Raw genomic sequence first — 21,963 nt, forward strand, 5'->3', positions numbered from 1 at the left:
AGGATCAGCCGCTCGACCGATTTTGCCAGTTCAACGGAACCAATTAAGTTGTTTCCTGTTTAAAAGATAGTTCTAAACAGGATATAACTTATGGAATTGGGAGTAGGCATGTTCGGCGACAATCACTACAACGAAAAGGGCGAGCCTCTCTCTGCAGGCGATCGGCTTCGCGAGTTGCTGGAAGAAATCAAACTGATGGATGAAGTCGGCATCGACTTCTTCGGAATAGGAGAACACCATCGTCCGGACTATGCAGTTTCAGTCCCTGAGATCGTACTGGCTGCCGCCGCTTCTGTCACCAAAAGAATTAAACTGGGTAGCGCCGTAAGCGTTCTCAGCTCTTCAGATCCGGTAAAACTATATCAGAGTTTCGCCACTGTAGATCAGATAAGCAACGGCCGGGCTGAGCTCATGGCGGGACGGGGAAGTTTCATAGAATCGTTCCCTCTGTACGGCTACAACCTCAACGATTACAACTCGCTCTTCGACGAAAAGCTTGAACTATTGCTGAAGATCAATCGCGAGAACCCGATCACCTGGAAAGGTAAACTCCGCGCGGCTTTGCAGGACCAGCAGGTATTGCCCCGCGCTTTCAATGATAAGTTGAATATCTGGGTCGCGGTAGGAGGAACTCCTGAATCTGTAGTTCGTGCAGCACGTCTCGGATTACCCGTGATGTTCGCAATCATTGGAGGCAATCCCGCCCAGTTTCAGCCTCTCTTTAAGTACTACAAAGAATTGTATGAGCACCATGGTCACAATGTGGCCGACTTCAAAGTAGGCGTTCATATGCACAGTTTCTTCGGAGAAGATAGCAAGCAAACGGCTGATGAATACTTCCCTGTTTACTCAGCTCAAATGACACGCGTGGGACGCAGCCGTGGATGGCCTCCATTCAGCAGGCAACAATATGATTTCGGTCGCAGCGCCGAAGGGGCCTATATTATTGGTGATGTAAACGAGTCTGTTGATAAGATCCTGCACATGCACGAGATGTTCGGCCTGTCGCGCTTCTCTGCGCACATGGATGTTGGTGGTCCTTCACATGCATCGTTGATGAAGTCGATCGAGATATTCGGAACGAAGATAGCTCCTAAGATCAGAGAAGCCTTGAAGAAATAAGTTAGCTCTGTCGCTGATTGCGATGTACCGGGTCAGCTGTGTAAGAGAAAGATTGATCTGCTGGAAAAGATTGATCTGCTGGAAAAGGAAGTTTGCTCCACTGGAAGCAATGCTGATAAGTGAAAGGCATTGACAAATGAAATACACTCGTCAATGCCTGCTCACACCATGGCCTGGCATTCCGCCAGGCAGTTAGTTTAGCTGATTGAAATCGATCAGCGTATGGAGTCAGGCTCCACAGCCTGCGCAGCCGAATCTGGTGGTGAACCAGGATTGCTTGGAGAACTTTGATCCGGCATTCCATCACTGGCAGGCGACACCTGCTCTACTGAGTCTGCCTGTGTATCTTCCTCGCCCCGCGATGTATTATCATTTCGCGTCGAACACGCCATAGCAAATCCTGTTACTAAAGCGATGGCAAGTAGTTTCGAAATTGATTTCATGTTTACAGTTGTTTGATGTTAAGATTATTCTAGGTCATCAAACCACCTGAAAAAACCATACCATCCAGGCATAACTAAAATCACTGGTCTTCGGAAATCGCCCTCGCCACAGTTAAAGCCTAAAATACTATTCAACGCTGCCCACAGCAGCAGCTTTGCTGGTGACCCCAAATCAACAAACCTGTCCAGCTTTAGCGGGATCAACAAACCTGTCCAGCTTTAGCGGGATCAATAAATCATCAAATGGGTATTAAACACCCCTACTTGCTGCTTACGCTACCTGCGACTTTTTGTCCAGTTGCGGAATAAGTGGTTCTGGCTGCGGCTTAAAGTTGTGTTGTTTGCCATTAGGCTGAAAGATCATTCTAAGTGAAGGATCCGATGTCAGGTAAGCAATTGCCCAGTTATAAAGCGTCTTCACTTTGTTGTTGTAGTTAACCAGTGAGATCACGTGAATAAGTAACCAGGCCATAAGTCCCAGCAGGCCGCCCATGTGGACCTTGTGTTTGAAAAGATCAGCTACTGCGTATCCCTTTCCGATGATGGCCATGTCGCCGCGATCGAAGTATTTGAAAGGCTTCTGCTTCTTACCTTTCGCCAGTGCATTCAAATTTCTCGCGAGTGTCTTGCCTTGCTGTATCGCTGGCTGTGCCAGCTGAGGATGACCGTCTGGATACACAGGGTCAGTAAACTGGATGCTGATGTCGCCAATAGCGTAAACGTTGCTGTATCCACTTACCTTGTTGAACGCATCAGTAAGCAGCCGCTTTCCCTTGCCCACTACCTGGGGAGCTATTCCATCGAATGAATTGGCCACCACACCTGCTGACCAGATTAACGTGGCGCTTTCAATTGTATTTCCGCTGGAGAGATAAACCGTGTCTTCTTCGAAGCGCTTCACCAATTCGTTCAAATGCACGTGCACGCCCAGTCGCGTTAACACGTTGAACGCGGCCCGATGACTCTTATCACTCATTGGAGCAAGCAAATGAGGTCCACCATCAACGATGTGAATCTCCAGTCGCTCGTCTTCAAGTTCGGGATAGTCTTCACCAACAATCTGGTCGTTCATTTCGGCGAGCATTCCGGCAACCTCCACACCCGTAGGGCCACCACCTGCAATTACAATCGTAAGCAGCTTGCTGCGAAGGTTTGGATTAGATTCACGGGATGCGCGCTCGAGGATTCTGATAAGCGCGTTGCGCATGCTCAGTGCGTCCGAAATCTCTTTTAGTTCAAAGGCATGCTCCTGTATGTTGGCGTTGCCAAAGAAATTTGTTTTGGTGCCGGCAGCGATTACAAGATGATCGTATTCCAGCTCGTCACCATCGGTGAATTTTATACGGTTGTTGTCGTTATCAATAGAAGAAAGTTCGCCCTGTCTGAAGTTGAAGCCTTTCGTGTTCACCAGTTTCCGCAATGGATAACTGATGCTCGAAGGCTCCAGGAAACCCGTTGCAACCTGGTAAAGCAGCGGCGTGAAGTAGTTGAAGTTATTCTTGTCTACCAGTGTTACTTCGAACTCGTTGGATGATAGGTGCTTAATAAAATTCAGTCCTGCAAACCCGCCGCCGACTACGACGATGCGGGGTTTTTCTAAGTCGTTGCGTCTCATAATCTTCCTTTTCCAGAGGCAGATATCCCAGGCGTTGTGACCTGGAATATCTCTCTGTTATACCAACAAATAATACGTTGGAATGGATCGGATGATCATGCTTTTTTCGATTATTTCTCGAGGGAAATGAACTTAATTAATGCATACGTTTGAATGAAGGAATTGTGATTTCCCTCTGAAATTTACATGTAATTCCTTCCTTATTTTAATACGCTCCTGGTTACATTCACATGTCCTTCTTCTCAGGCATCGAACGTTTTAGATGCGTGTCGAAGAACTTTTCCATAGCGGCATAAAACTCAAACTGGTTCTCTTCATTATAGAAACCGTGCCCTTCATTGTCTTTAACAATGTACTCAACGGTAAGGCCACGCTTCCGCAGCGCGTCAACCATCTGGTCCGACTCTGCCTTATTAACCCTGGGGTCATTAGCACCCTGAGCCACGAGCAGCGGAACCTTGATCTTATCGGCATGCATCACAGGCGACGCTTCTGCCAGCAAAAGACTGTCGTTCTTTGGATCGCCAACCATCTCATAGAACATCTTTCTAAAGGGTTCCCAATAAGGAGGAATAGTATTCATAAACGTGAACATGTTGGCAACGCCAACATAGTCTACGGCGCAGGCGTATAGATCCGGAGTTGACGTTATCCCTGCCAGTGTAGCATATCCACCATAGCTGCCTCCATAGATCGCTATGCGCGTAGAATCTGCAATCCCCTCTTTGATCAGCCACCGTGCACCATCCGTAATGTCGTCCTGCATTGTCTTACCCCATTGTTTGAACGACGACTCCCAGAACCTCCTGCCATAGCCTGTTGAGCCGCGGAAATTCATCTGCAGCACCGCATAACCCCGATTCGCCAGGAACTGGACTTCCGAATTAAATCCCCATGAGTCGCGAGCCCAGGGACCACCATGAGGGTTAACTACGACAGGAAGGTTCTTCGCTTCCATTCCCTTAGGTAACGTAAGATACCCGTGTATGGTGAGTCCATCGCGCGACGTATAGGCTACTGGCTGCATCACAGCCATATTGTCTTCCTTCAGCCATGGTGCAAAATCAGCCAGCTTCTTAAATTCATTTTTAACTATATCATAGTAGTAGTATCCGCCGAAGTACCTGTCGCTGCTTGCGTACACCAGTAACTTGTCCTCGTTCTCATTATGTCGCGTAATCTGAAATTCGTAACCCGGTATCTGCGTCTCAATCTGCTTGTTTATCTTTTCAAACTCAGGATCCAGGAAATGCTTGCCCGCCTTATCATTCTCATAGTAAACAGCAGTCAGTACTTTTCGCTTCCTTGAAAAGTCGACACCATCGATATCTACATCTGGATTTTCGTACAGAACTCTAACTTCTTTTGCAGTCCGGGGATCGAACTCCACCAACGCGGTTTTGTCGCGGTTATTCAGGTTAGAAGCACAATACAGATTCTTATTGTCGAATGTGAACAGAAACGGAGAAAGCGTTTCCTTGAAGCTAGTAGTAATTACCGGCTTGAATTCATCCTTCTCCGATTCCCTGTACAACAAACTCGCGTTAACACCATCCGCGGTAACTGCCGCGCGCACCTTTCCGTCGTGGTCGGTTATCCAACTGGTGATATTGCCAGGGTTCTTTGCCACAAGCGTCATCTTATCCGTGGCCGTGTTCAACAGATACAAGTCAAACACCTGTGGATCGCGCTTGTTTGACTGAATGAGAAGCTCCTCGGGTTTGTCTTCAAGGATGTCAACCACTTCCGAACGAACCTTGTCAAACGGAGTATGATCTTTCAAATCTGTTCCGTCTGGCTTTACTGACAACACGTGCGTATTCTCATCTCCACCAGAGTCCTTTACAAAGATGATCCTGTTGTCGCTTTCCCAGAATGCATCATAGATGCTGCGTTCAGTTTCTTCAGTGATCGCCTTTGACGTGGTATCATTCAGGAGTTGAACGAATACATTTTTTCGTCCCTTGTGAGGACCAAGAAAGATAATCATTTCACCATTGGGTGAGATCCTGAACTGACCCTTGTCCGGATCGCGGAAGAAGTCTTCCATCTTAACAGGATCGGCAGGCTTGAGTTCAGATTTCTTTTCTGCGGGTGAGCAGGCACCAAGGAACGCAATTGTCGCCATCGTAATGGCAACTGACACGAGAGTTGGCTTCATGTTGGAGAGGGGTTGTCTAACAAGATAATCATTCAACAGCTGAAACGCTAGTTCTTAGACGAAGCCCTGTGTGAAAGCATTTGGCAGCAATTGCCGAATAGCACAATAGAAAAAGCGAAGAAGCAATGACATGTCGATCATTGCTTCTTCATTGAATTATATTAATTGACTTGCAGTGACGTAACGTATCGACTGATTTGGATTCTATCGGTACCGTATACTTTAAAGTAAGAGATATAAGATACAACTGCGATGGCCATGATGAGCAACGGAAAGAAGCTTACCATCACAGGGCCATCGATCACCACATGGCTGATAGGAATATGGTTGCCGTCCAAAATATGATCTTGTTCCTCTTCATGACTTTACTTTTTATATGTTTCTAACAGGTCATCCAGTCGCTCCATTGTCGAAATCATTCCTTCCTTCATGCCCATCTGAATAACTTGCTCCAGGTCTTCCAGTGATTTATAAGTCACTATGGTCTGCACAAGTGTAAGTTCGCCGCGATCCTCGAAAGTAACATTCCAGTGCGCTCGTGGCAGTTCAGAATTGATTTCGCCTTTTTCATTCGAGAAAGCATCAAGGCCTTCATAACGATCGATGGGCTTTATCTTTTGATACGACATTAGTCCCCAGTACTCCGGTCCCGTAGGATCGACCATCGCATAGTGCCAGTGACCCCCTTCGCGAAACTCCATCGACTTGGTCTTTGTCGTAAGTGGTTTCGGTGCAAACCACTTGTCGAGCAACTCCCGTTTGGTATGACAATCCCACACGAGCTGACGATCTGCGTCAAACTCTCTTTGAATAGTGAGTGTATTGTTCTTCTTGTCGGCGATGAAGTCAAATTGCAATGTGTTTTTCATAAGTCGTTCTTTTTGATAGTTGATAGTAATTCGTCAAGTTGATTGTAGCGGTCTTCCCAGATCTTCCTGAACTGAGCTAACCAGTTGTCGATGTCTTTCATCTTGTCTACTCTTAGTTCATAATAGATTTCTCGTCCCTTCTGATTCGCAGCGATCAGATCGCATTCGCTCAACACCTGCATGTGTTTGGAAATGGTAGGTCTGGCAACGTCAAACTTTTCGGCGATGGCGCCGGCCGACATAGTTTGAGCAGCAAGCAACACAAGGATCGCCCTCCTGGTGGGGTCGGCGATGGCCTGAAATGGATCTCTGCGAAGCTTCATTGGTTATTTGGTTTGATCGTGTAGCTATGTGGCTACAAATATATACAAATGTGAAGCTATTTAGCTACATATTGGTGCTACTTATTTATAATGCCGTTTTCAAGCCTAAAATCGCCATGTTTTTGGGCTTGATCTGAAACCAGCCCAGCATTGAACAGCCTGTCCAACAGCCTTTCCTTACATCCGGAAGACCCCAACTTTTAAGAGCTTGGCGACTCTTTCGTTTGTTCGCTTCGATTATGACGTAACGTCAGTTTAGGACCATGGTCTCTTTACCTGGGAGGGCAAACGACCTATCCAACGGTCTGTTTGCGACATATTCTACCTCATTCAAAAGTTAGTGCAGGTTCTATTGACCTTCGATTGAGGGTCGATTGAGGTTCGGTCTGGAAGCATTCAAATACTGCGACATGTCATACTGTCAAAATCAGAGTGAGGAACAGTGTGGGAGTGATAATACCGTCGCTCTCACACTGCTCCTCACCCTGATTTTTTATAGCGAACCCTTTACATTTGGGCCATCTCCAAACCTATGGCACAGCAGTTCCTATACATTCGCAAAACTGTTCTCGCAGTACTACTTGTTATGGTCAGTACCATCCTATGGGCCCAGCAAAGCCAGGATACCCAGGCAGGCCGACCGGACAGGCAAAACACACGACAGAGGAGCCAGGATCAACAAGCCGCTCCACAGGACGATCAAAGGAGCCCTCAGGAGAGCCAGGCAAATCCTCAGGATCGACAGGGTAATCGCCCCTGGAGGAACCGCGCAAATTCAGCTTCATTGTTTGCTGATTCGGCTAGCGCAATCTCTGCTGAGTACATGCTTCACATTGAAGCAGTCTATCAGAAATTTGATTCCATCAGAGCCGAGACTAAGCTTGGCCCTGAGATAATTAAGGCCGGTGAAGACCTTAAAGAGACAGATACCGTAATTCATTTCGTTGAACGCAATCTCTCGCTGTACGATCAGACGCTCAACCTGCGCAACCTGGAGATGCTGAAGATCCTTTTGGAAAACGTTCAGCGTGACTTGCGTGGTTATAATGAGGACTTCAAAGGTCGTTATGAAGAACTCGAGACGTTGCGCACCAAGATGCGTACGTTCCGTCGGGATACGCTGCTTCGCCAGTTGTTCCGTGACACCGTCGCACGAAAACAGTTCCTCCCGCAGCTTGCAGGCCTGCGATCAAGACGCCGCACAACGGATAGCCTATTGCGAAGCAGCCTTACGACGATCAACCGGTACAAGACCCAGGCATCAGCCGCCTCAATCAAATCGGCACAGCTCATGAGTCAGCTCGAGAACCAACTCAGCACAGCAGGGGCAAGGGTATTTTCAAAGGAGATGAATTACCTCTGGGAATCGCCGGGTCATATGCCGATGAAAGGGGAAACCATCGGAAAACTCTTTGCTGACGATGAACGAGCGCTCAATCTATATTTTGCAACTTCATCTGAGAACCGTTTCATCCGATGGATCATCGGCATTGCATTTTTCTGGTGGGTGATGCGCAACCTTCGTATTCTTAAACGCGAAGACAAACTCGACACGCTCAAACAATACGATATTACATTTTTGACACTTCAGCCTTTCGCTTCTGCGTTTACCGTCATCTTCAGCATTGCGCCACTTATTGATCTCCATGCTCCGGTGGCTTATGCGCAGTTCGTTCAATTCCTCCTGGTAATCTCACTCACTTTTCTATTTCGAAAACAGTGGCCCCGGTCGATGTTCTATCCCTGGATAGGTGTGATCGCACTCTTTCTGGCATTCAGCTTTACAAGCCACCTGCTGGTGCCGTCGATATTTCAACGCCTGGTGATCATCGCCATGAATGTCGCAGGAGCGTTTGTGGCATTCCTGTTCCTGAAAAATCTCCCTGATAAAATTCAACTCAGACGATTCATAAGACTCGTTCTCGTTCTGCAGATTGGTTTACACTTCCTGGCCATCATCTTCAACCTGGCCGGACGCATCACATTATCACAAATGCTGGGGGCGACATCTATATTTGCCGTGACCCAGGTAATGGGCCTCTCAGCGCTGATGGAAATATTGATTGAGGCGGTGTTGCTGCAGATCCATACCAGTCGTACAAGCAATCGTCTCGATGCGCCTTTCGATCACAATCAAATTGTTTATAACTTCCGCAAGCCGCTGCTCTGGGTAGTGGTGATCATGTGGCTTATTGTATTCACGTCCAACCTTAACATCTACGATAATCTGTTCACACGGATCAGCGATTTTCTCAACGAGCCCCGATTCATAGGAAGCACTTCATTTACATTCGGAAGCATCTTACTCTTTTTTGTCATCATATGGCTGGCACATTTCCTCCAGCGATATGTCGGATACCTGCTGGGCGACATCGGTGACGACGACGGTGAGGGTCTTGCTCACCGCTCAAAATTGCTGGTGACCCGCCTGATCGTACTGAGCGCAGGATACTTGCTGGCAATATCTGCGTCTGGCCTGCCCGTTGATAAGGTAACCATCGTGCTTGGTGCACTTGGCGTGGGTATCGGTCTGGGCTTGCAGAACATCGTCAATAATTTCGTTTCAGGTATCATTCTCATTTTTGACCGACCCCTCAAAGTTGGCGACAGTGTCGAAGTGGGAAGTCATTCAGGACGTGTGAAAGAAATCGGACTTCGGTCCAGCACACTGGTAACAAACGATGGAGCCGATGTGATCATTCCCAATGGCGATGTACTCTCTCAGCAGATCGTAAACTGGACGTTAGGCAATACATTCCGTCGTATTGATTTTACAGTCACTCTGTTGACCACCGAGGATAAAGACTCTGTTATTGCAATCATTAAAGAAGTAATTAAGTCAACAAAGCACGTGCTCCATAAACGCGATCCGATTGTATTGGTGGATGGAGTGAAAGATTCGGACATAACCCTGAAAATTTATTTCTGGTGTGACGATGTTTTGAAAGCAGAAATTGTTAAAAGTGATGTCCGTTATCAATTGCATCGGGAATTCAAAGTGAAAGGTATTGCAACGAAGTAAATCATTATAACGCCTTGATTTCGCACATAGTAAACTAAGAGTTCATAATCATCATTTTCAGAATGTATTCGATACTTTTTTAATCGCAATTTTGCGAGGCAAAAATGGTAAGTTCAGCTCGTCCTGATATATCACAATTCAACGATTGAAACACACCTCTTTCTCTTATTTAAGAATGATCATCTCATCATGCTGTATGTATAGCAAATTCAACTGCTATGAAAAGAATCTTTACGGTATTGGTGGGATTGCTTCTCGTCTGGCAGCTAGCTGTGGCTCATACGAAAGAGCCAACAACAGGAGGGAATAAACCCAACTGCGACAGCGATAGCTTCTCGTCGGAAGTATTGAAAGTGGAAAAGATTTCGGAGACGTGCTTACGGTACGAAATCAAAGTTTCTTATGATGGGACGAAGACGTTTGCTCTTTCCCATTATTCAATTGGAATCCCGTGCGGGGAAATAAAAGATGCCAGTAACACCAAAAATTATCCAATGGTGTTTGGGCAGGACAAGACCACTGGGGTTTATGGTCTTAAGGTCGACAATGTAAATGGCTTCGGTGACCGCGGTAAGGATAGTTTTATCGTGAAGTTTACATGGTGCTCAGCAAGCTCATGTAACAAACAGCTCGGCAAGGTGGCTTACAAAGCCGGGCAGTGTGTGGACTATCAAACCTTGAAGACGCCGCCGGTGAGTAACCCGACGCCAACAACTCCTCCAACACAAAACCCAACTCCCAATGACCCCAAGGATGACAAGACCTGTGGTCCCGTTGGCGGTGGAAAACCTACTTGCGACAGCGACGCCTTTTCGTCGGAAGTGTTGAAAGTGGAAAAGATTTCGGATACATGTGTGAAGTATCAAATCAAGGTTTCATATGATGGAACAAAAACATTTGCGCTTTCACATTATTCGATCGCAATTCCCTGCGGAGAAATAAAGGATGCCAGCAACACCAGGAAATATCCAATGGTGTTCGGCAAGGACAAGACAACAGGTGTATACGGTCTTAAAGTGGACAACGTCAATGGCTTCGGCGACCGCGGTAAAGACAGCTTCATCGTATCGTTCACCTGGTGTTCAAGTGCTTCATGTAAGAAGGATATCGGCGTTGTTGCTTACAAGGCAGGTCAGTGTGTGGATTATGATACGTTGTCAACTCCTCCGACAACTCCTCCAACTACGCCGCCTACAACTCCTCCTACAACGCCTCCGACTACACCTCCTACAACACCTCCTACAACTCCTCCAACCACGCCTCCCGGCGGTGGTCAACCTTCCTGCGACAGCGACAGCTTCTCGTCAGAAGTGTTGAAAGTTGAACAGGTATCGGAGACATGTGTGAAGTATCAGATCAAAGTTTCATATGATGGAACTAAGACGTTTGCTCTTTCACATTACTCAATGGCAATACCTTGCGGTGAAATAAAGGATGCCACCAACACCAAGAATTATCCAATGGTGTTTGGTCAGGACAAGACCACTGGTGTTTACGGACTTAAAGTAGACAACGTCAACGGTTTCGGCGACCGCGGTGCGGATAGCTTTATCGTTAACTTTACGTGGTGCTCAAGTGGTACGTGTAAGAAGGATATCGGAGTGGTAGCTTACAAGGCAGGTCAGTGCGTGGATTATGACACGCTCGTAACCCCTCCTGTCACTCCTCCAACAACTCCTCCAACTACGCCGCCTACAACACCTCCAACGACACCTCCTACAACACCTCCGACTACTCCTCCAACACAGACGTGCTCTATATTGAGTGCATCATTGGAAGTGACGGACATCATATGTGCTGATCAGTCAAATGGTCAGCTGAAAGTTGTCGTAACCGAAGGTGTGGCTCCTTATACCTACACATGGTCCAACGGTTCGAAGACGGATATTGCGCAGAATCTTTCAGCCGGTATCTACTCCGTTACAGTGAAGGACTCTAAAGGAAACGTGCTGACACTGAAGGGAGAAATAACAGCTCCTTCTCCGATTGTTATCGTTGAGCAGGTGGTTAACCCTTCGTGCAGTGGCCAGTACAATGGTTCCATTTCACTGAATGTCAGTGGAGGTGCAGGTAACTATACCTACTCATGGAACAGCGGCGCGGACACTAAAGATGTTACTGAACTTCCAAGTGGATTTTACGTGGTAACAGTAACCGATTCTAAGGGCTGCTCGGCTTCCAAGGCGATGATGCTGACAAACGGAACGCTGATCTCTGCTGAGTCTGCCATCAAAAATCCAACTTGCGTTGGTAGCAATGGTGCCATCGACATTACACCTGTTGGCGGAAGCGCTCCTTACACTTTTGCCTGGAGCACTGGCGCGACTACTGAAGATGTGAGCGGACTTGGAGCCGGCACGTATCTCGTAACGATCACTGATGCGAGTGGATGCTATGCATACAAGTACTATTCGCTTGAAGTTACCAGCACACTCCTCGTTCAATACATTGTGAAACCAACGACATGTGCAGGCGACAATTCCGGTGGTATTGATGTTTCAATATCTGGAGGACAGGCGCCTTACAAGGTTCAATGGGCCGACGGAGTTACTACTGAGGATCGCAGCAGTCTCGCACCTGGCATTTATGACATTACAGTATCAGACGCCAGCGGATGCTCAACTACAGCTTCAGTATTTGTTAACAGAAAGACGTTGCAAATAAACAGCGAGATTGTTCAGCCTAACTGCTCAAATGGCACCGGATCTATCACGGTTACCCCTGTTGATGGAACAGGTCCTTACACCTACGAATGGTCAACTGGTGCTACTGGCAATTCGGTATCACAGCTGCCTGAAGGCAACTACACAGTGAATATTACCGATGCTTCAGGTTGCAGCGAGTTCCAGTCATTCTGGATCGTTAATCCGGCACCGCTGGTTGCCGGCGGAACGATTGGCAGCACACAGTGCGGAGCAACAGGCTCGTTCACAATTGACGTGACAGCAACAGGAGGAAAGTCTCCTTATACATTCACATGGTCAAATGGTGCAACCACGCAGAACCTTTCAGGCCTCAATGCCGGGACGTACAGCGTAGAGGTTAAGGATGCAGGTGGATGCGTGACGACGAAGCAGTTTGTCATCAATGCAACACAACTGACCTGGTCATGTCTGATCAATCCGGTTTCAAGTGCAGTAGCTTGCGGATCGGTTGGTAACACTCTCAATACTTCACTCACTGATGCGACATCGTATCAGTGGACAGTTACGAGCAGCGACAACAACTGGGCTATAACTGCCGGTGGTTCAGCTGCTGAAATTGTCTTCACGGCAGGTAATCCCGGAAGCACGGCAACGTTTACCCTTACCGTTGTGAAGAACGGATGTACGCAAACTTGTTCGTACACAGTGTCTGGTGGATGCGAGGAACGCGACAACACAGGTGGTGGTGATCCAAGCTCAAATGAGCCATGCGTTACAGCTCCTGACACTACGACCACGACAACACCTCCGGTTGTGACAACGCCTCAGCCTGAGCCTGAAACTCCTGAAGTGGAGGAACCCGAAACTCCTACGGAAGTAGTGGTGTCGTGTTACCCTAACCCTTTCCATGAAAAGGTAACTCTCGAATGGACGGCTTGTGCTAACGAAAGAATGCGCGTCGAGATCTATGACATCCGCGGTAACCGTGTTGAAGGTCTGTTCGACGGCAACGTGCAGAAAGGACAGCGCTATTCCTGTGAGTGGAAACCTGACGGATGCAAAGAACCGATCTATTTTTACAGATGCAGCGGTTCGAAGAAGGTTTGCAGTGGCAAGCTGATCGTGAAGCGATGAGACACTGACATCTGAATTAGTAATGAGAAATGAGGACCTGTCGGCCAACCGGCAGGTCCTTTTTTTGCCATCGCTGCCGTCAGTGACACATTCAAACCTGCAATTCAAATGACTTTATTCTCCAATTGAACAACACTCGCGATTGCCTGCCGGAAAAGCGCTAACTTACTTAAGCACTCAGTTCTGTTCAGGTTGTGATCAATTTCATTTCGCGATACCTCCTTCTTTTCTGCACAACGATAGGCGGCCTGCTTTTTTCCGCCGGCGCATTTGCCCAGCATACGCTTATTATCAAAGTCAACGCATTTCGCCAGGCCGACAAAATGTTTCTGGCAGGTTCGTTGAACAACTGGAATCCTGCAGACAGCCGATACGCACTCAGGCGTATCAACTACTTCAGGTGGGAAATAGTGCTCACCGGACTTGCTCCAGGGGAGTATGCATTTAAACTGACCAAGGGAAGCAATGAAACGATCGAGACAACCGGGGAGGGCGATGATATAATCAACCGCATAATCAGGCTTCGGGGAGATACCACCGTGCTGTTCTCAGTCGGAGGATGGAAGGACGAATTGAAAAACCCGGAACGATTCTCTGATTCTGCCCGCCTGGCCTCTTCGATATCAAATGGATACAAGTATCTGAACATAAACACAGACAGCAGCTATAAGTATGCATTGCAAACATTCGAGCGCACAGCCAATGTGAGTATACTGATGAAAGCATATGCAGTAAATCTGCAGGGGGAAGTACTGGTGAAACTCGGCAACACCGATAAGGCCCTTGAACTTTTTCAGGAAGGATTAAAGATGCGACTGGATTTCCGCACTCACAATGATTCCGGGTCGGTTGCTTACCTATATAATCAGATCGGCAATGTTTATTGGCTAATGAAAGACACGCTGAATGCCGTTCAAAATTACCGCCGTGCTATGCGGTGGACACAACCATACGTTTATTACCATCCTTTTCACGAGACCATTTGTAACAGGCTTTGCAATATGGGACGTGCCTGCCTGGGGCGGAAACAACTGGACTCGGCAAAGTGGTACGCCATGAAAGCTTCGGAGGTAGGCGATAAAGTATCTGCCATCACTGATTTGTTCCGGGGCGACATTTCACAGGCGGAGCATAACTTGTCGGCAGCGCTGCTGCATTACCACGACGCTTTTCGTCTTGGAATACATCACGATGACAACTACAATGTGGCCCTTCAATCGTATCAGCGCATCACCGCACTTTTTGAGGAAATGAATCAAATTGACTCAGCGCTGATTTACGCAAGACGTGCGTTTAAGCTGTCCAACACTCTTCGTAATTATGAGGCTATTAGTGCGAGTGGCACCACACTGGCAAGATTGTTCGAAGACAGAGGTCAATTCGACAGCGCGCTGTTTTATCAGAAGCAGGTAATTGAATCGGGTTCAAGGCAGGTAAACCAGGAAAGAGAGCGTCGTGCCCTCGATACTTATTTCAATGAAAAGATCAAGGAACAGGAAACGGCTGCCCGCAAAAGACAACAGAGCTCGCGCTTCATAACGTATGGGCTGGTGCTCGTATTTGCAATCGTTGTGCTTTTCGGGGTTCGTCACCGCATCAGGCTTAAGTCCGGATATGACAAGAGAATGAAGGAAATCGAGATGCGGGCATTGCGCGCGCAGATGAACCCGCACTTTATCTTCAATTGCCTGGGAAGCATCAATCGCTATATTGTCAAGAGCGACACGAGGACCGCCTCCAACTATCTCACAAAGTTCGCCAAGCTCATTCGCATGATTCTGGATAACTCCACCAGCGATCACATAAGCCTCGAAGCAGAGATGCAAACACTGCAATTGTATCTTGAGATGGAGTCACTGCGTTTCGACGGCGGTTTTGAATTTGAAATTGAGACAGATGAAAATTTGCAGGACACCGTACAGTTGCCCTCCATGCTTATTCAACCCTACGTGGAGAACGCCATCTGGCACGGTTTGCTACATAAAGAGGAGAAGGGGAAGTTGTGGCTTCGCTTCAGAAAAGTGAACGGTCACATTCTTCAGGCTGAAATTGAAGACAATGGTATCGGTAGAAGGAATGCCGCAGCACTAAAGAGTAAAAGCTCTGTTACACATAAGTCTTATGGAATGCAGATCAGCAGCGAGAGAATTCAAATCATCAATAATCTGTACAAGCTGAACAACTCTGTAACCGTGATTGATCTGTTAGATGGTCTTGGCGGAGCAGCGGGCACGAAGATCATTATCAATATTCCAATATCATGATAAAAGCAGTGCTTATCGACGACGAAAAGAATGCACTTGAGATGCTGGAATGGCAACTGCATACATATTGTCCGCAGGTGCAGGTCGTTGCCATCTGCGATTCGGCCGATAAAGGTATTGCCGCCATTCATCAACATCGTCCAGAGCTTCTGTTCCTTGACATTGAGATGCCCAAAAAAAATGGCTTCGAAGTGCTGCAGGCTTTCCCGAGTCCCGCATTTGAGACGATCTTCACCACTGCGTACAACCAGTTTGCAATAAAGGCCTTCCGCTTTGCAGCGCTCGACTATCTGCTAAAGCCTATCGATGCAGATGATCTTGTCAACTCGTTAAAACGGTTTGAGCACAGGAGCGATGGAAGGTTTAAACAGCAACTGGAAATGCTCATGCAACATTACCATCAACCGGACGTCCTGCCGGAAAAGGTAAGCTTTGCTACGCAACAAGCTGTGCATTTTATCAGGCCAGAGACAATTCTATACAGTGAGTCAGATGGTAATTACTCGACGTTGTTCTTTGCGAATGGTACCAGGCTCGTTGTTTCCAAAACATTAAAGGAAGTCGAGGAGGTCCTCACTCATTATAACTTTCTGCGCATTCACAATTCCTTTATCATCAATCTGAAGCACGTCAACAGATATGTTAAAGCTGAAGGCGGGTCAATAGAAATGGCAAACGGAAGTCAGCTCCCCGTATCAAGACAGCGGAAAGAAGAGGTCATGAAGGCATTGAATCTCTAGGCTCCAGTACCATCGCCATATTTTATAGCTAGTCAGCATTTTGTTGATCGTTCACACCTGCAGTTTGCTCAGGCCAATGCTCCATTTGCACATCAGGCACATTTCATTTTCTGAGTTTGTACAAATTGAGGTGAAAACAAACACAATGATTATGCTGAACACATTATTAATTGTCCTGCTCGCCGGCATTTGCTGCGCGGTAATTTCGTGTCAAAGCGAAAAATCTTCTGTAACATCCAACGTGCTTCAACAACTTGATGGCGTTGAACAGTCGATGTTTGCTGCTACATCCAACGGTGACTCTACTGCATTCCGGAAGGTGTGTGGCGCTGATTACTTCACTATCAATGCAAACGGTGAAACTGCAACCCTCGAGGAGGCCATACGAAGCGTTCCCAGGTTCAAGGGGGCCACTAACGAGCTCAGCGAGCAGCGGCAGCGGGTTTTTGGAAACTTCGTGGTGAGGACGGGGAGGTTGAAAGTCTTCATTGGCGCTCAGCAGGTGGCCGAAGCGTTGTACACAACTGGATGGCTGTACAGGGATGGACGTTGGCAGTTCGTACACTGGCAGGGAACGCTCGCTGGAATGATGCTTGAGCCGTTGGCCGGAAAGGTGATGCTGGAACCGGCAAAGATAAACTAGAGTTTGTCGGCGATAAGCGTGAGAACGATGCACTCTGGTTTGGCATTGACTTGAATCCGTAATTCGTCTAACTTTACATGCATCACTTCAAAAGCTGCCACGTTATGGAAACCGTCATAGTCGTAGCCGTCATTCTCCTCGTCCTTTACCTGGTATTCAAGTTGTTCAAGACGCTATTTAAGTGGCTATTGATAGCTATTCTCGTTGTTGCTGTCATCGCATTCTTCTCTAACCCAAACTTTGATGATCACAGCAAGAAACTCACTAGTATGAAGAAAGATCTGAAGCAGGAGCTTAACGAAAAGAAAGTCATCTTCGATGATTATAAGATCTTTTCACTAACTAAGAAAAAGATAGACGGGGAAGAAAAGATCGTTGGTGTGGGTGCCTTTGGAAAGGTTTGGTACTTCGATGAGAATGATAAATAGAATTCTCTTGCGATGCTTAGCGATATACTTGCCACCTTCTATGAGCGCGATGTCCTGAAGCTGATCGGCGAGCTGCGCCTGTTTCGCGATGAAGCGAATCTTTGGAAGATTCATGGTTCAATGAAAAACTCCGCCGGCAATCTGGCATTGCATATCATTGGAGGTACAAACTATCTTTTTGGAACGCAGCTGGGAGGCACAGGCTATGTTCGTAACCGCGACCAGGAGTTCGCTATCAAAGATGTGCCCAGGGCAGCGCTGATTTCCCAACTAGAAGCATTGATTCCATTGATCACAGACGTACTTGATACCATAACGGACAAACAGATGGATGATGACTATCCAATAATGTTTGATGGCGGTGTACAATCAAAACGGTACGTATTGGTGCAGCTTCTTACACATTTGAATTACCATCTTGGACAGGTAAATTATCTGAGGCGGGCGCTGGAATAGCTCTGCTACTTTTCGAGACGAAGAAACTTCATGGCGTTCATCAATTCCCCGCGCATAGTCAGAATTTGCTAGGAGCCGTTGGTCAAATTCACTAAACTGTGATTTCTGGAATTCGTTCGTTAAATGGACCTTTGACATGATCGGGCAAGTCGCGGAGTTTGGATGATACAATTTAGTTTGAATTTACCTGGGAACTCATTTGCAATGGATCAAAGAAGCACGCAAACCAGACGAACATTTCTGCGCAACGTCGGCCTGTCAGCCACTTCACTCACGCTGGGCTGCTATTGGGTTTCAACCGACAAGGCAATTGCTGGTTTGGTTCCCGCCGAATCGGGGAGTGGCGCGACCGTCCTGATGAACTGGATTTCTATCGATGAATCGGGGCAGATAACGTTGTTCAATCATCGTTCCGAAATGGGCCAGGGAACATTTCAGGCTATTCCTCAAATCATTGCCGAGGAATTGGAGGTGAGCATGGAGCGCGTCGATGTTCAGTACGTTCCGGCAAGTCCCGATAAGTTTGGTCCTCAGCCGCAGGAAGGGAGCTTTTCCATTCGTGGATGGTACGATCAGTTGCTTCGCATGGGCGCCTCGGCCAGGGAGATGTTGATCGAAGCTGCGTCAAAGAGATGGAAAGTTCCAAGGGCTGAGTGTTATGCAAAGGACGGCCAGGTAATTCACAGGCCTACGGGACTTACACTGGAGTATAAAGAGCTGGTAAAAGAAGCCGCGGTCCTTACTCCTCCGGAAGATGTTCCCTTAAAGTCACGGAAAGACTATACGCAGATTGGCAAGCCTCAGCGCCGAAAGGATACTGCAGCAAAAGTAAACGGCACTGCGGTGTTCGGAATGGATGTGAAGATTCCCGGAATGTTGTATGCAGTGGTTGAGCGCAGCCCCAGAATACGAGGCAAAGTAAAGCGCATTGACGATACGCAGGTGATGGCCGTAAGAGGTGTGAAGAAGGTCTTCAAGGTCGACAGAGTGATCTTCGGTGTCATGTTTGAAGGTGTTGCGATAGTAGCCGACACTCTATGGACAGCAATGCAGGCGAGAAAGTTGTTGAAGGTCGAGTGGGATGATTCAACATTTGAACACCTCGATTCGGAGGCACTTCTGAAACGAATGCACGATGATCTTGCCAAACCAACACCATCTGACATATTCGAAACTTCTCTCCAGAATTGCAGTACCAAAGTCGATGCTATCTACGAGCTGCCGTTTCAATCCCACAGCTGTATGGAACCCCTGAACTGTACGGCAGATGTTAGAAGCGACAGCATTACTATATGGGGACCAATACAGGAGGCGAACTGGATCCAGGCGGATCTGAGCGAGCGTTTTAATACACCGAAGAGCAATGTCAGCGTAAACATGACTTTCCTCGGTGGTGGCTTTGGTCGTAAGGGTTTCACAGATTATCCCTATGAAGCGGCGATGATCTCAAAGGAGATGAAGGCTCCTGTCCAGGTTGTGTGGTCGAGTGAAGATGACATGACGATGGGGCCTTTCAGGGGTGGTGGCGTATATCGATGCCGTGGTGGGCTAAACGCACAAAAGAAGATCTCGGCATTTCAGGTTATAACATCCGGACCGGGTATGGGCCCCGGGCAGGACCATGATGCCAAGCCTCATCCGATGTCACAAAATAACGGGGAGTTGCCGGGGCTCCTTACCGATTACTACAGTGCGATTCCTCACTACAGTTTCGGTGGCATCTCAACGAAGTTCCCCATTCCAACAATGTGGTGGCGCGCGCCGGGAGCAAACACGGCAGCGTTTGCCGGAGAGAGTTTTATCGACGAACTGGCGCACGCAGCGGGTCAGGATCCACTTCAGTTTCGAAGCGCTCACCTCGTGTCTCCGCGTTATGTTGCACTGGTAGAGAAATTGAGGAATGTCAGCAAATGGCCAACGAGAAAGAAGGGAGAGGGATGGGGCGTTGCTATTACGGATTGTTTCGGAGGCATTGTGGGCCAGGTCGTGAGAGTATCACGCAATGCCAGTAACAAGGTTACGATTGACAAAGTGTTTGCTGTGATTGATTGCGGCATTTATGTCAACCCGGATATCATCAGGGCGCAAATTGAAGGAAGCATCGTGATGGCTATGGGTGCATCCGTATTTCACGGTACTCATTTCAAAGATGGTCGCGCCATCGAAAAGAACTTCAACAGTTATCGAATGCCTCGTATTGGTGACATACCCGAAATTGAGGTTCATATCATGGAAAATGAGGAGAAACCTGGCGGCGTTGGAGAGCCCGGACTACCAGCGTTTGCTCCGGCCCTTTGCAATGCTCTCTATGATCTCACTGGAAAACGTGTGCGGACGTTACCCTTCGCATTAATCGAAGTTTAGAATAACATTGCCTTGTGCATTTATACTTCTGCATTATCTTCATGCCCATGGAGATCAAGCATAAGGACGATGGTAGCAAGGGAAGTTTCTATATCGAGGTCGATAGCAGGAAAGCAGGCGAAACTACTTATGTATGGGCAGGACCTGATAAGATCATCATTGATCACACCGAGGTTTCGGAAGTGCTGAAAGGAAAGAATGCCGGCAAACAGCTGGTGAACAAAGCTGTGGAGTTTGCACGTGAGAAGAACATTAAGATCCTCCCTTTGTGCCCTTTCGCTGCCGCGTTATTCCGCAAGACTCCGGACTACAAAGATGTCCTAGCCTGATGCTTTTCGGCTTCATCCAACGGCCTACAAAACTTCTACATTTTACATTCATAATTTTACATTTTGCGGTTCACCCGCTGAGACGTATAACCTGGTTGAACATTAACCCGCTCAGATTTCTACCGCCTCAGAACTCAAACTTCATCTCTGTTCCGCCAATCCCATCTTGCCTTATTCAGCTTCCTTCCGCCTTCCCTACCTAAAGTACTTGCTGTAATAGAATAATTTGAATAGCTTTCTTTAGTCACCATCACTCAAAGTGACCGCTATGAAAAAGATCCTCTATTCACTCGCAGCTGTGCTCTTGCTCGTAGTAGCATTGGCATTTACGAAGATTTCTACGATGCCCGATGGATTCACTACGGGTTCGCCTGAGATCAAGTCCATCTCATCGCTGGCATTTGGTCCCGATGGCATTCTGTTCATCGGCGATTCACGTAACGCTTCGGTTGTAGCTTTAAACACTAAGGACGTATCAAAGGCGCAGGTGAAAGCCGTCGATCTGAAGAACGTTGATCAGAAGATCGCAGCGACGCTGGGTACCACTTCTGAGAACATAGTGATCACCGATATGGCTGTTAATCCGATCTCAGGCAAGATCTACTTTTCCGTGCAGACAACAGCAGGCGATCCTGCTCTTCTCACAGTAGATGGCGACAAGATTGAAGCCGTTCCGTTGAAAGACGTTTCCTATTCGAGCATTGTTCTTAATAGTGCCCCATCGGAAGATAAAAAGGATCGCCGCGGCCAACCGCTCAGGCTTTCCTCCATTTCTGACCTGACCTATTCCGATGGTAAGGTAATGGTCAGCGGACTTTCAAACGAGGAGTTCAGCTCATCTTTCCGAACCATTCCGTTTCCTTTTGGCAACAAACAGGATCAGTCATCGCTGGAGATCTATCACGCCGCGCACGGAAAGTATGAAACAACTTCGCCCATCAAGACATTCACGACAGCTGAGATCAAGGGAAAGAAGTATTTAATTGCCAGCTATACGTGCACGCCACTTGTGCTATTTCCTTTGGATGAGTTGAAGCCTGGTATGCATGTAAAAGGAAGAACTGTTGCTGAAATGGGTAGCGGCAATCAACCGCTCGATATGATCACGATGTCAAAGAATGGAAAGTCTTACCTGGTGATGGCGAACAATAACCGTCCGGTGTTCAGGGTGAATTTTAAGAACATTGAGGATTTTCAGGGTTCTCTCACCACTCCGGTTGCTGAGAATTTCGCAACGGAGGGAGTACCTTTTGTTTCAATGCCACTGACAAACGTTTTGCAACTCGACAAACTTGATGATTCAAGAATGGTAATGTTACAGCGTAGAGCAGATGGTTCACTCGACCTATGGTCTAGTGACAAACAGGAGTGGCTTCTCCAGTAGTTGGAAGTATTTTGATTCTTT

The 21,963-nt window shown here is 47.4% G+C and carries 16 protein-coding genes; 11 read left to right on the forward strand and 5 right to left on the reverse strand.

The features are described 5' to 3' along the window. Window positions 1-90 precede the first annotated feature (90 nt). The gene (locus WBG78_RS03965) at window positions 91-1,122 is read left to right on the forward strand and encodes an LLM class flavin-dependent oxidoreductase (protein WP_337325073.1); all 1,032 of its coding nucleotides are present in this window, start codon (window positions 91-93) and stop codon (window positions 1,120-1,122) included. 215 nt (window positions 1,123-1,337) lie between these two features. On the opposite strand, the gene WBG78_RS03970 is transcribed toward WBG78_RS03965, so the two are convergent. The 5 genes from WBG78_RS03970 to WBG78_RS03990 form a co-directional block, all read right to left on the reverse strand. Then, window positions 1,338-1,565 carry a hypothetical protein gene (locus tag WBG78_RS03970; protein WP_337325074.1) on the reverse strand — a complete coding sequence of 76 codons (228 nt, stop codon included), beginning with the start codon at window positions 1,563-1,565 and terminating at the stop codon, window positions 1,338-1,340. Between the two features lie 271 nt (window positions 1,566-1,836). Beyond that, window positions 1,837-3,180 (reverse strand): NAD(P)/FAD-dependent oxidoreductase, encoded by a 1,344-nt coding sequence (locus WBG78_RS03975; RefSeq protein ID WP_337325075.1) that lies wholly within the window; start codon window positions 3,178-3,180, stop codon window positions 1,837-1,839. Window positions 3,181-3,406: 226 nt separating this feature from the next. After that, window positions 3,407-5,341: an alpha/beta hydrolase family protein gene (locus tag WBG78_RS03980; protein WP_337325076.1), complete on the reverse strand. Its 1,935-nt coding sequence runs from the start codon at window positions 5,339-5,341 to the stop codon at window positions 3,407-3,409. A gap of 365 nt (window positions 5,342-5,706) precedes the next feature. Further along, on the reverse strand, window positions 5,707-6,210 hold the full coding sequence (locus WBG78_RS03985) for an SRPBCC family protein (protein WP_337325077.1): 504 nt from the start codon (window positions 6,208-6,210) through the stop codon (window positions 5,707-5,709). Further along, window positions 6,207-6,533 (reverse strand): metalloregulator ArsR/SmtB family transcription factor, encoded by a 327-nt coding sequence (locus WBG78_RS03990; protein ID WP_337325078.1) that lies wholly within the window; start codon window positions 6,531-6,533, stop codon window positions 6,207-6,209. Before WBG78_RS03990 ends, WBG78_RS03985 begins: the two co-directional genes overlap by 4 nt. Before the next feature lie 532 nt (window positions 6,534-7,065). Between WBG78_RS03990 and WBG78_RS03995 the strand changes: the two genes are divergently transcribed. The 10 genes from WBG78_RS03995 (at window position 7,066) to WBG78_RS04040 (ending at window position 21,942) form a co-directional block, all read left to right on the forward strand. Further along, window positions 7,066-9,555, forward strand: coding sequence for a mechanosensitive ion channel family protein (locus WBG78_RS03995; RefSeq protein ID WP_337325079.1), 2,490 nt, complete (start codon window positions 7,066-7,068; stop codon window positions 9,553-9,555). A 218-nt stretch (window positions 9,556-9,773) separates the two neighbouring features. Then, window positions 9,774-13,334, forward strand: coding sequence for a hypothetical protein (locus tag WBG78_RS04000; protein WP_337325080.1), 3,561 nt, complete (start codon window positions 9,774-9,776; stop codon window positions 13,332-13,334). A gap of 194 nt (window positions 13,335-13,528) precedes the next feature. Further along, window positions 13,529-15,598, forward strand: coding sequence for a tetratricopeptide repeat-containing sensor histidine kinase (locus WBG78_RS04005; protein ID WP_337325081.1), 2,070 nt, complete (start codon window positions 13,529-13,531; stop codon window positions 15,596-15,598). Next, window positions 15,595-16,338, forward strand: coding sequence for a LytR/AlgR family response regulator transcription factor (locus tag WBG78_RS04010; protein ID WP_337325082.1), 744 nt, complete (start codon window positions 15,595-15,597; stop codon window positions 16,336-16,338). The genes WBG78_RS04005 and WBG78_RS04010 overlap by 4 nt, the downstream gene beginning before the upstream one ends. A 151-nt stretch (window positions 16,339-16,489) precedes the next feature. After that, the gene (locus tag WBG78_RS04015; protein ID WP_337325083.1) at window positions 16,490-16,981 is read left to right on the forward strand and encodes a nuclear transport factor 2 family protein; all 492 of its coding nucleotides are present in this window, start codon (window positions 16,490-16,492) and stop codon (window positions 16,979-16,981) included. Window positions 16,982-17,085: 104 nt separating this feature from the next. Beyond that, window positions 17,086-17,409, forward strand: coding sequence for a hypothetical protein (locus WBG78_RS04020; protein ID WP_337325084.1), 324 nt, complete (start codon window positions 17,086-17,088; stop codon window positions 17,407-17,409). 12 nt (window positions 17,410-17,421) lie between these two features. After that, the gene (locus WBG78_RS04025; RefSeq protein WP_337325085.1) at window positions 17,422-17,865 is read left to right on the forward strand and encodes a DinB family protein; all 444 of its coding nucleotides are present in this window, start codon (window positions 17,422-17,424) and stop codon (window positions 17,863-17,865) included. Between the two features lie 204 nt (window positions 17,866-18,069). Further along, entirely contained in the window at window positions 18,070-20,229 is a 2,160-nt protein-coding gene (locus WBG78_RS04030) for a xanthine dehydrogenase family protein molybdopterin-binding subunit (RefSeq protein ID WP_337325086.1), read from the forward strand. 47 nt (window positions 20,230-20,276) lie between these two features. Then, complete coding sequence (locus WBG78_RS04035; RefSeq protein WP_337325087.1) at window positions 20,277-20,558, forward strand: GNAT family N-acetyltransferase; 282 nt, start codon at window positions 20,277-20,279, stop codon at window positions 20,556-20,558. 268 nt (window positions 20,559-20,826) lie between these two features. Continuing rightward, window positions 20,827-21,942, forward strand: a complete 1,116-nt coding sequence (locus WBG78_RS04040; protein WP_337325088.1) for a hypothetical protein — start codon at window positions 20,827-20,829, stop codon at window positions 21,940-21,942. The last annotated feature ends 21 nt before the right edge of the window (window positions 21,943-21,963 follow it).

The sequence above is a fragment of the Chryseolinea sp. T2 genome, from assembly GCF_037203685.1.
Lineage (GTDB): Bacteria > Bacteroidota > Bacteroidia > Cytophagales > Cyclobacteriaceae > Chryseolinea.

Excerpts from the sequence above, each read along its gene's own strand:
- WBG78_RS03965 (WP_337325073.1), top strand. The coding sequence starts at position 91 with ATGGAATTGGGAGTAGGCATGTTCGGCGACAATCACTACAACGAAAAG.
- WBG78_RS03970 (WP_337325074.1), bottom strand. The coding sequence starts at position 1,565 with ATGAAATCAATTTCGAAACTACTTGCCATCGCTTTAGTAACAGGATTT.
- WBG78_RS03975 (WP_337325075.1), bottom strand. The coding sequence starts at position 3,180 with ATGAGACGCAACGACTTAGAAAAACCCCGCATCGTCGTAGTCGGCGGC.
- WBG78_RS03980 (WP_337325076.1), bottom strand. The coding sequence starts at position 5,341 with ATGAAGCCAACTCTCGTGTCAGTTGCCATTACGATGGCGACAATTGCG.
- WBG78_RS03985 (WP_337325077.1), bottom strand. The coding sequence starts at position 6,210 with ATGAAAAACACATTGCAATTTGACTTCATCGCCGACAAGAAGAACAAT.
- WBG78_RS03990 (WP_337325078.1), bottom strand. The coding sequence starts at position 6,533 with ATGAAGCTTCGCAGAGATCCATTTCAGGCCATCGCCGACCCCACCAGG.
- WBG78_RS03995 (WP_337325079.1), top strand. The coding sequence starts at position 7,066 with ATGGCACAGCAGTTCCTATACATTCGCAAAACTGTTCTCGCAGTACTA.
- WBG78_RS04000 (WP_337325080.1), top strand. The coding sequence starts at position 9,774 with ATGAAAAGAATCTTTACGGTATTGGTGGGATTGCTTCTCGTCTGGCAG.
- WBG78_RS04010 (WP_337325082.1), top strand. The coding sequence starts at position 15,595 with ATGATAAAAGCAGTGCTTATCGACGACGAAAAGAATGCACTTGAGATG.
- WBG78_RS04015 (WP_337325083.1), top strand. The coding sequence starts at position 16,490 with ATGCTGAACACATTATTAATTGTCCTGCTCGCCGGCATTTGCTGCGCG.
- WBG78_RS04020 (WP_337325084.1), top strand. The coding sequence starts at position 17,086 with ATGGAAACCGTCATAGTCGTAGCCGTCATTCTCCTCGTCCTTTACCTG.
- WBG78_RS04025 (WP_337325085.1), top strand. The coding sequence starts at position 17,422 with ATGCTTAGCGATATACTTGCCACCTTCTATGAGCGCGATGTCCTGAAG.
- WBG78_RS04030 (WP_337325086.1), top strand. The coding sequence starts at position 18,070 with ATGGATCAAAGAAGCACGCAAACCAGACGAACATTTCTGCGCAACGTC.
- WBG78_RS04035 (WP_337325087.1), top strand. The coding sequence starts at position 20,277 with ATGGAGATCAAGCATAAGGACGATGGTAGCAAGGGAAGTTTCTATATC.
- WBG78_RS04040 (WP_337325088.1), top strand. The coding sequence starts at position 20,827 with ATGAAAAAGATCCTCTATTCACTCGCAGCTGTGCTCTTGCTCGTAGTA.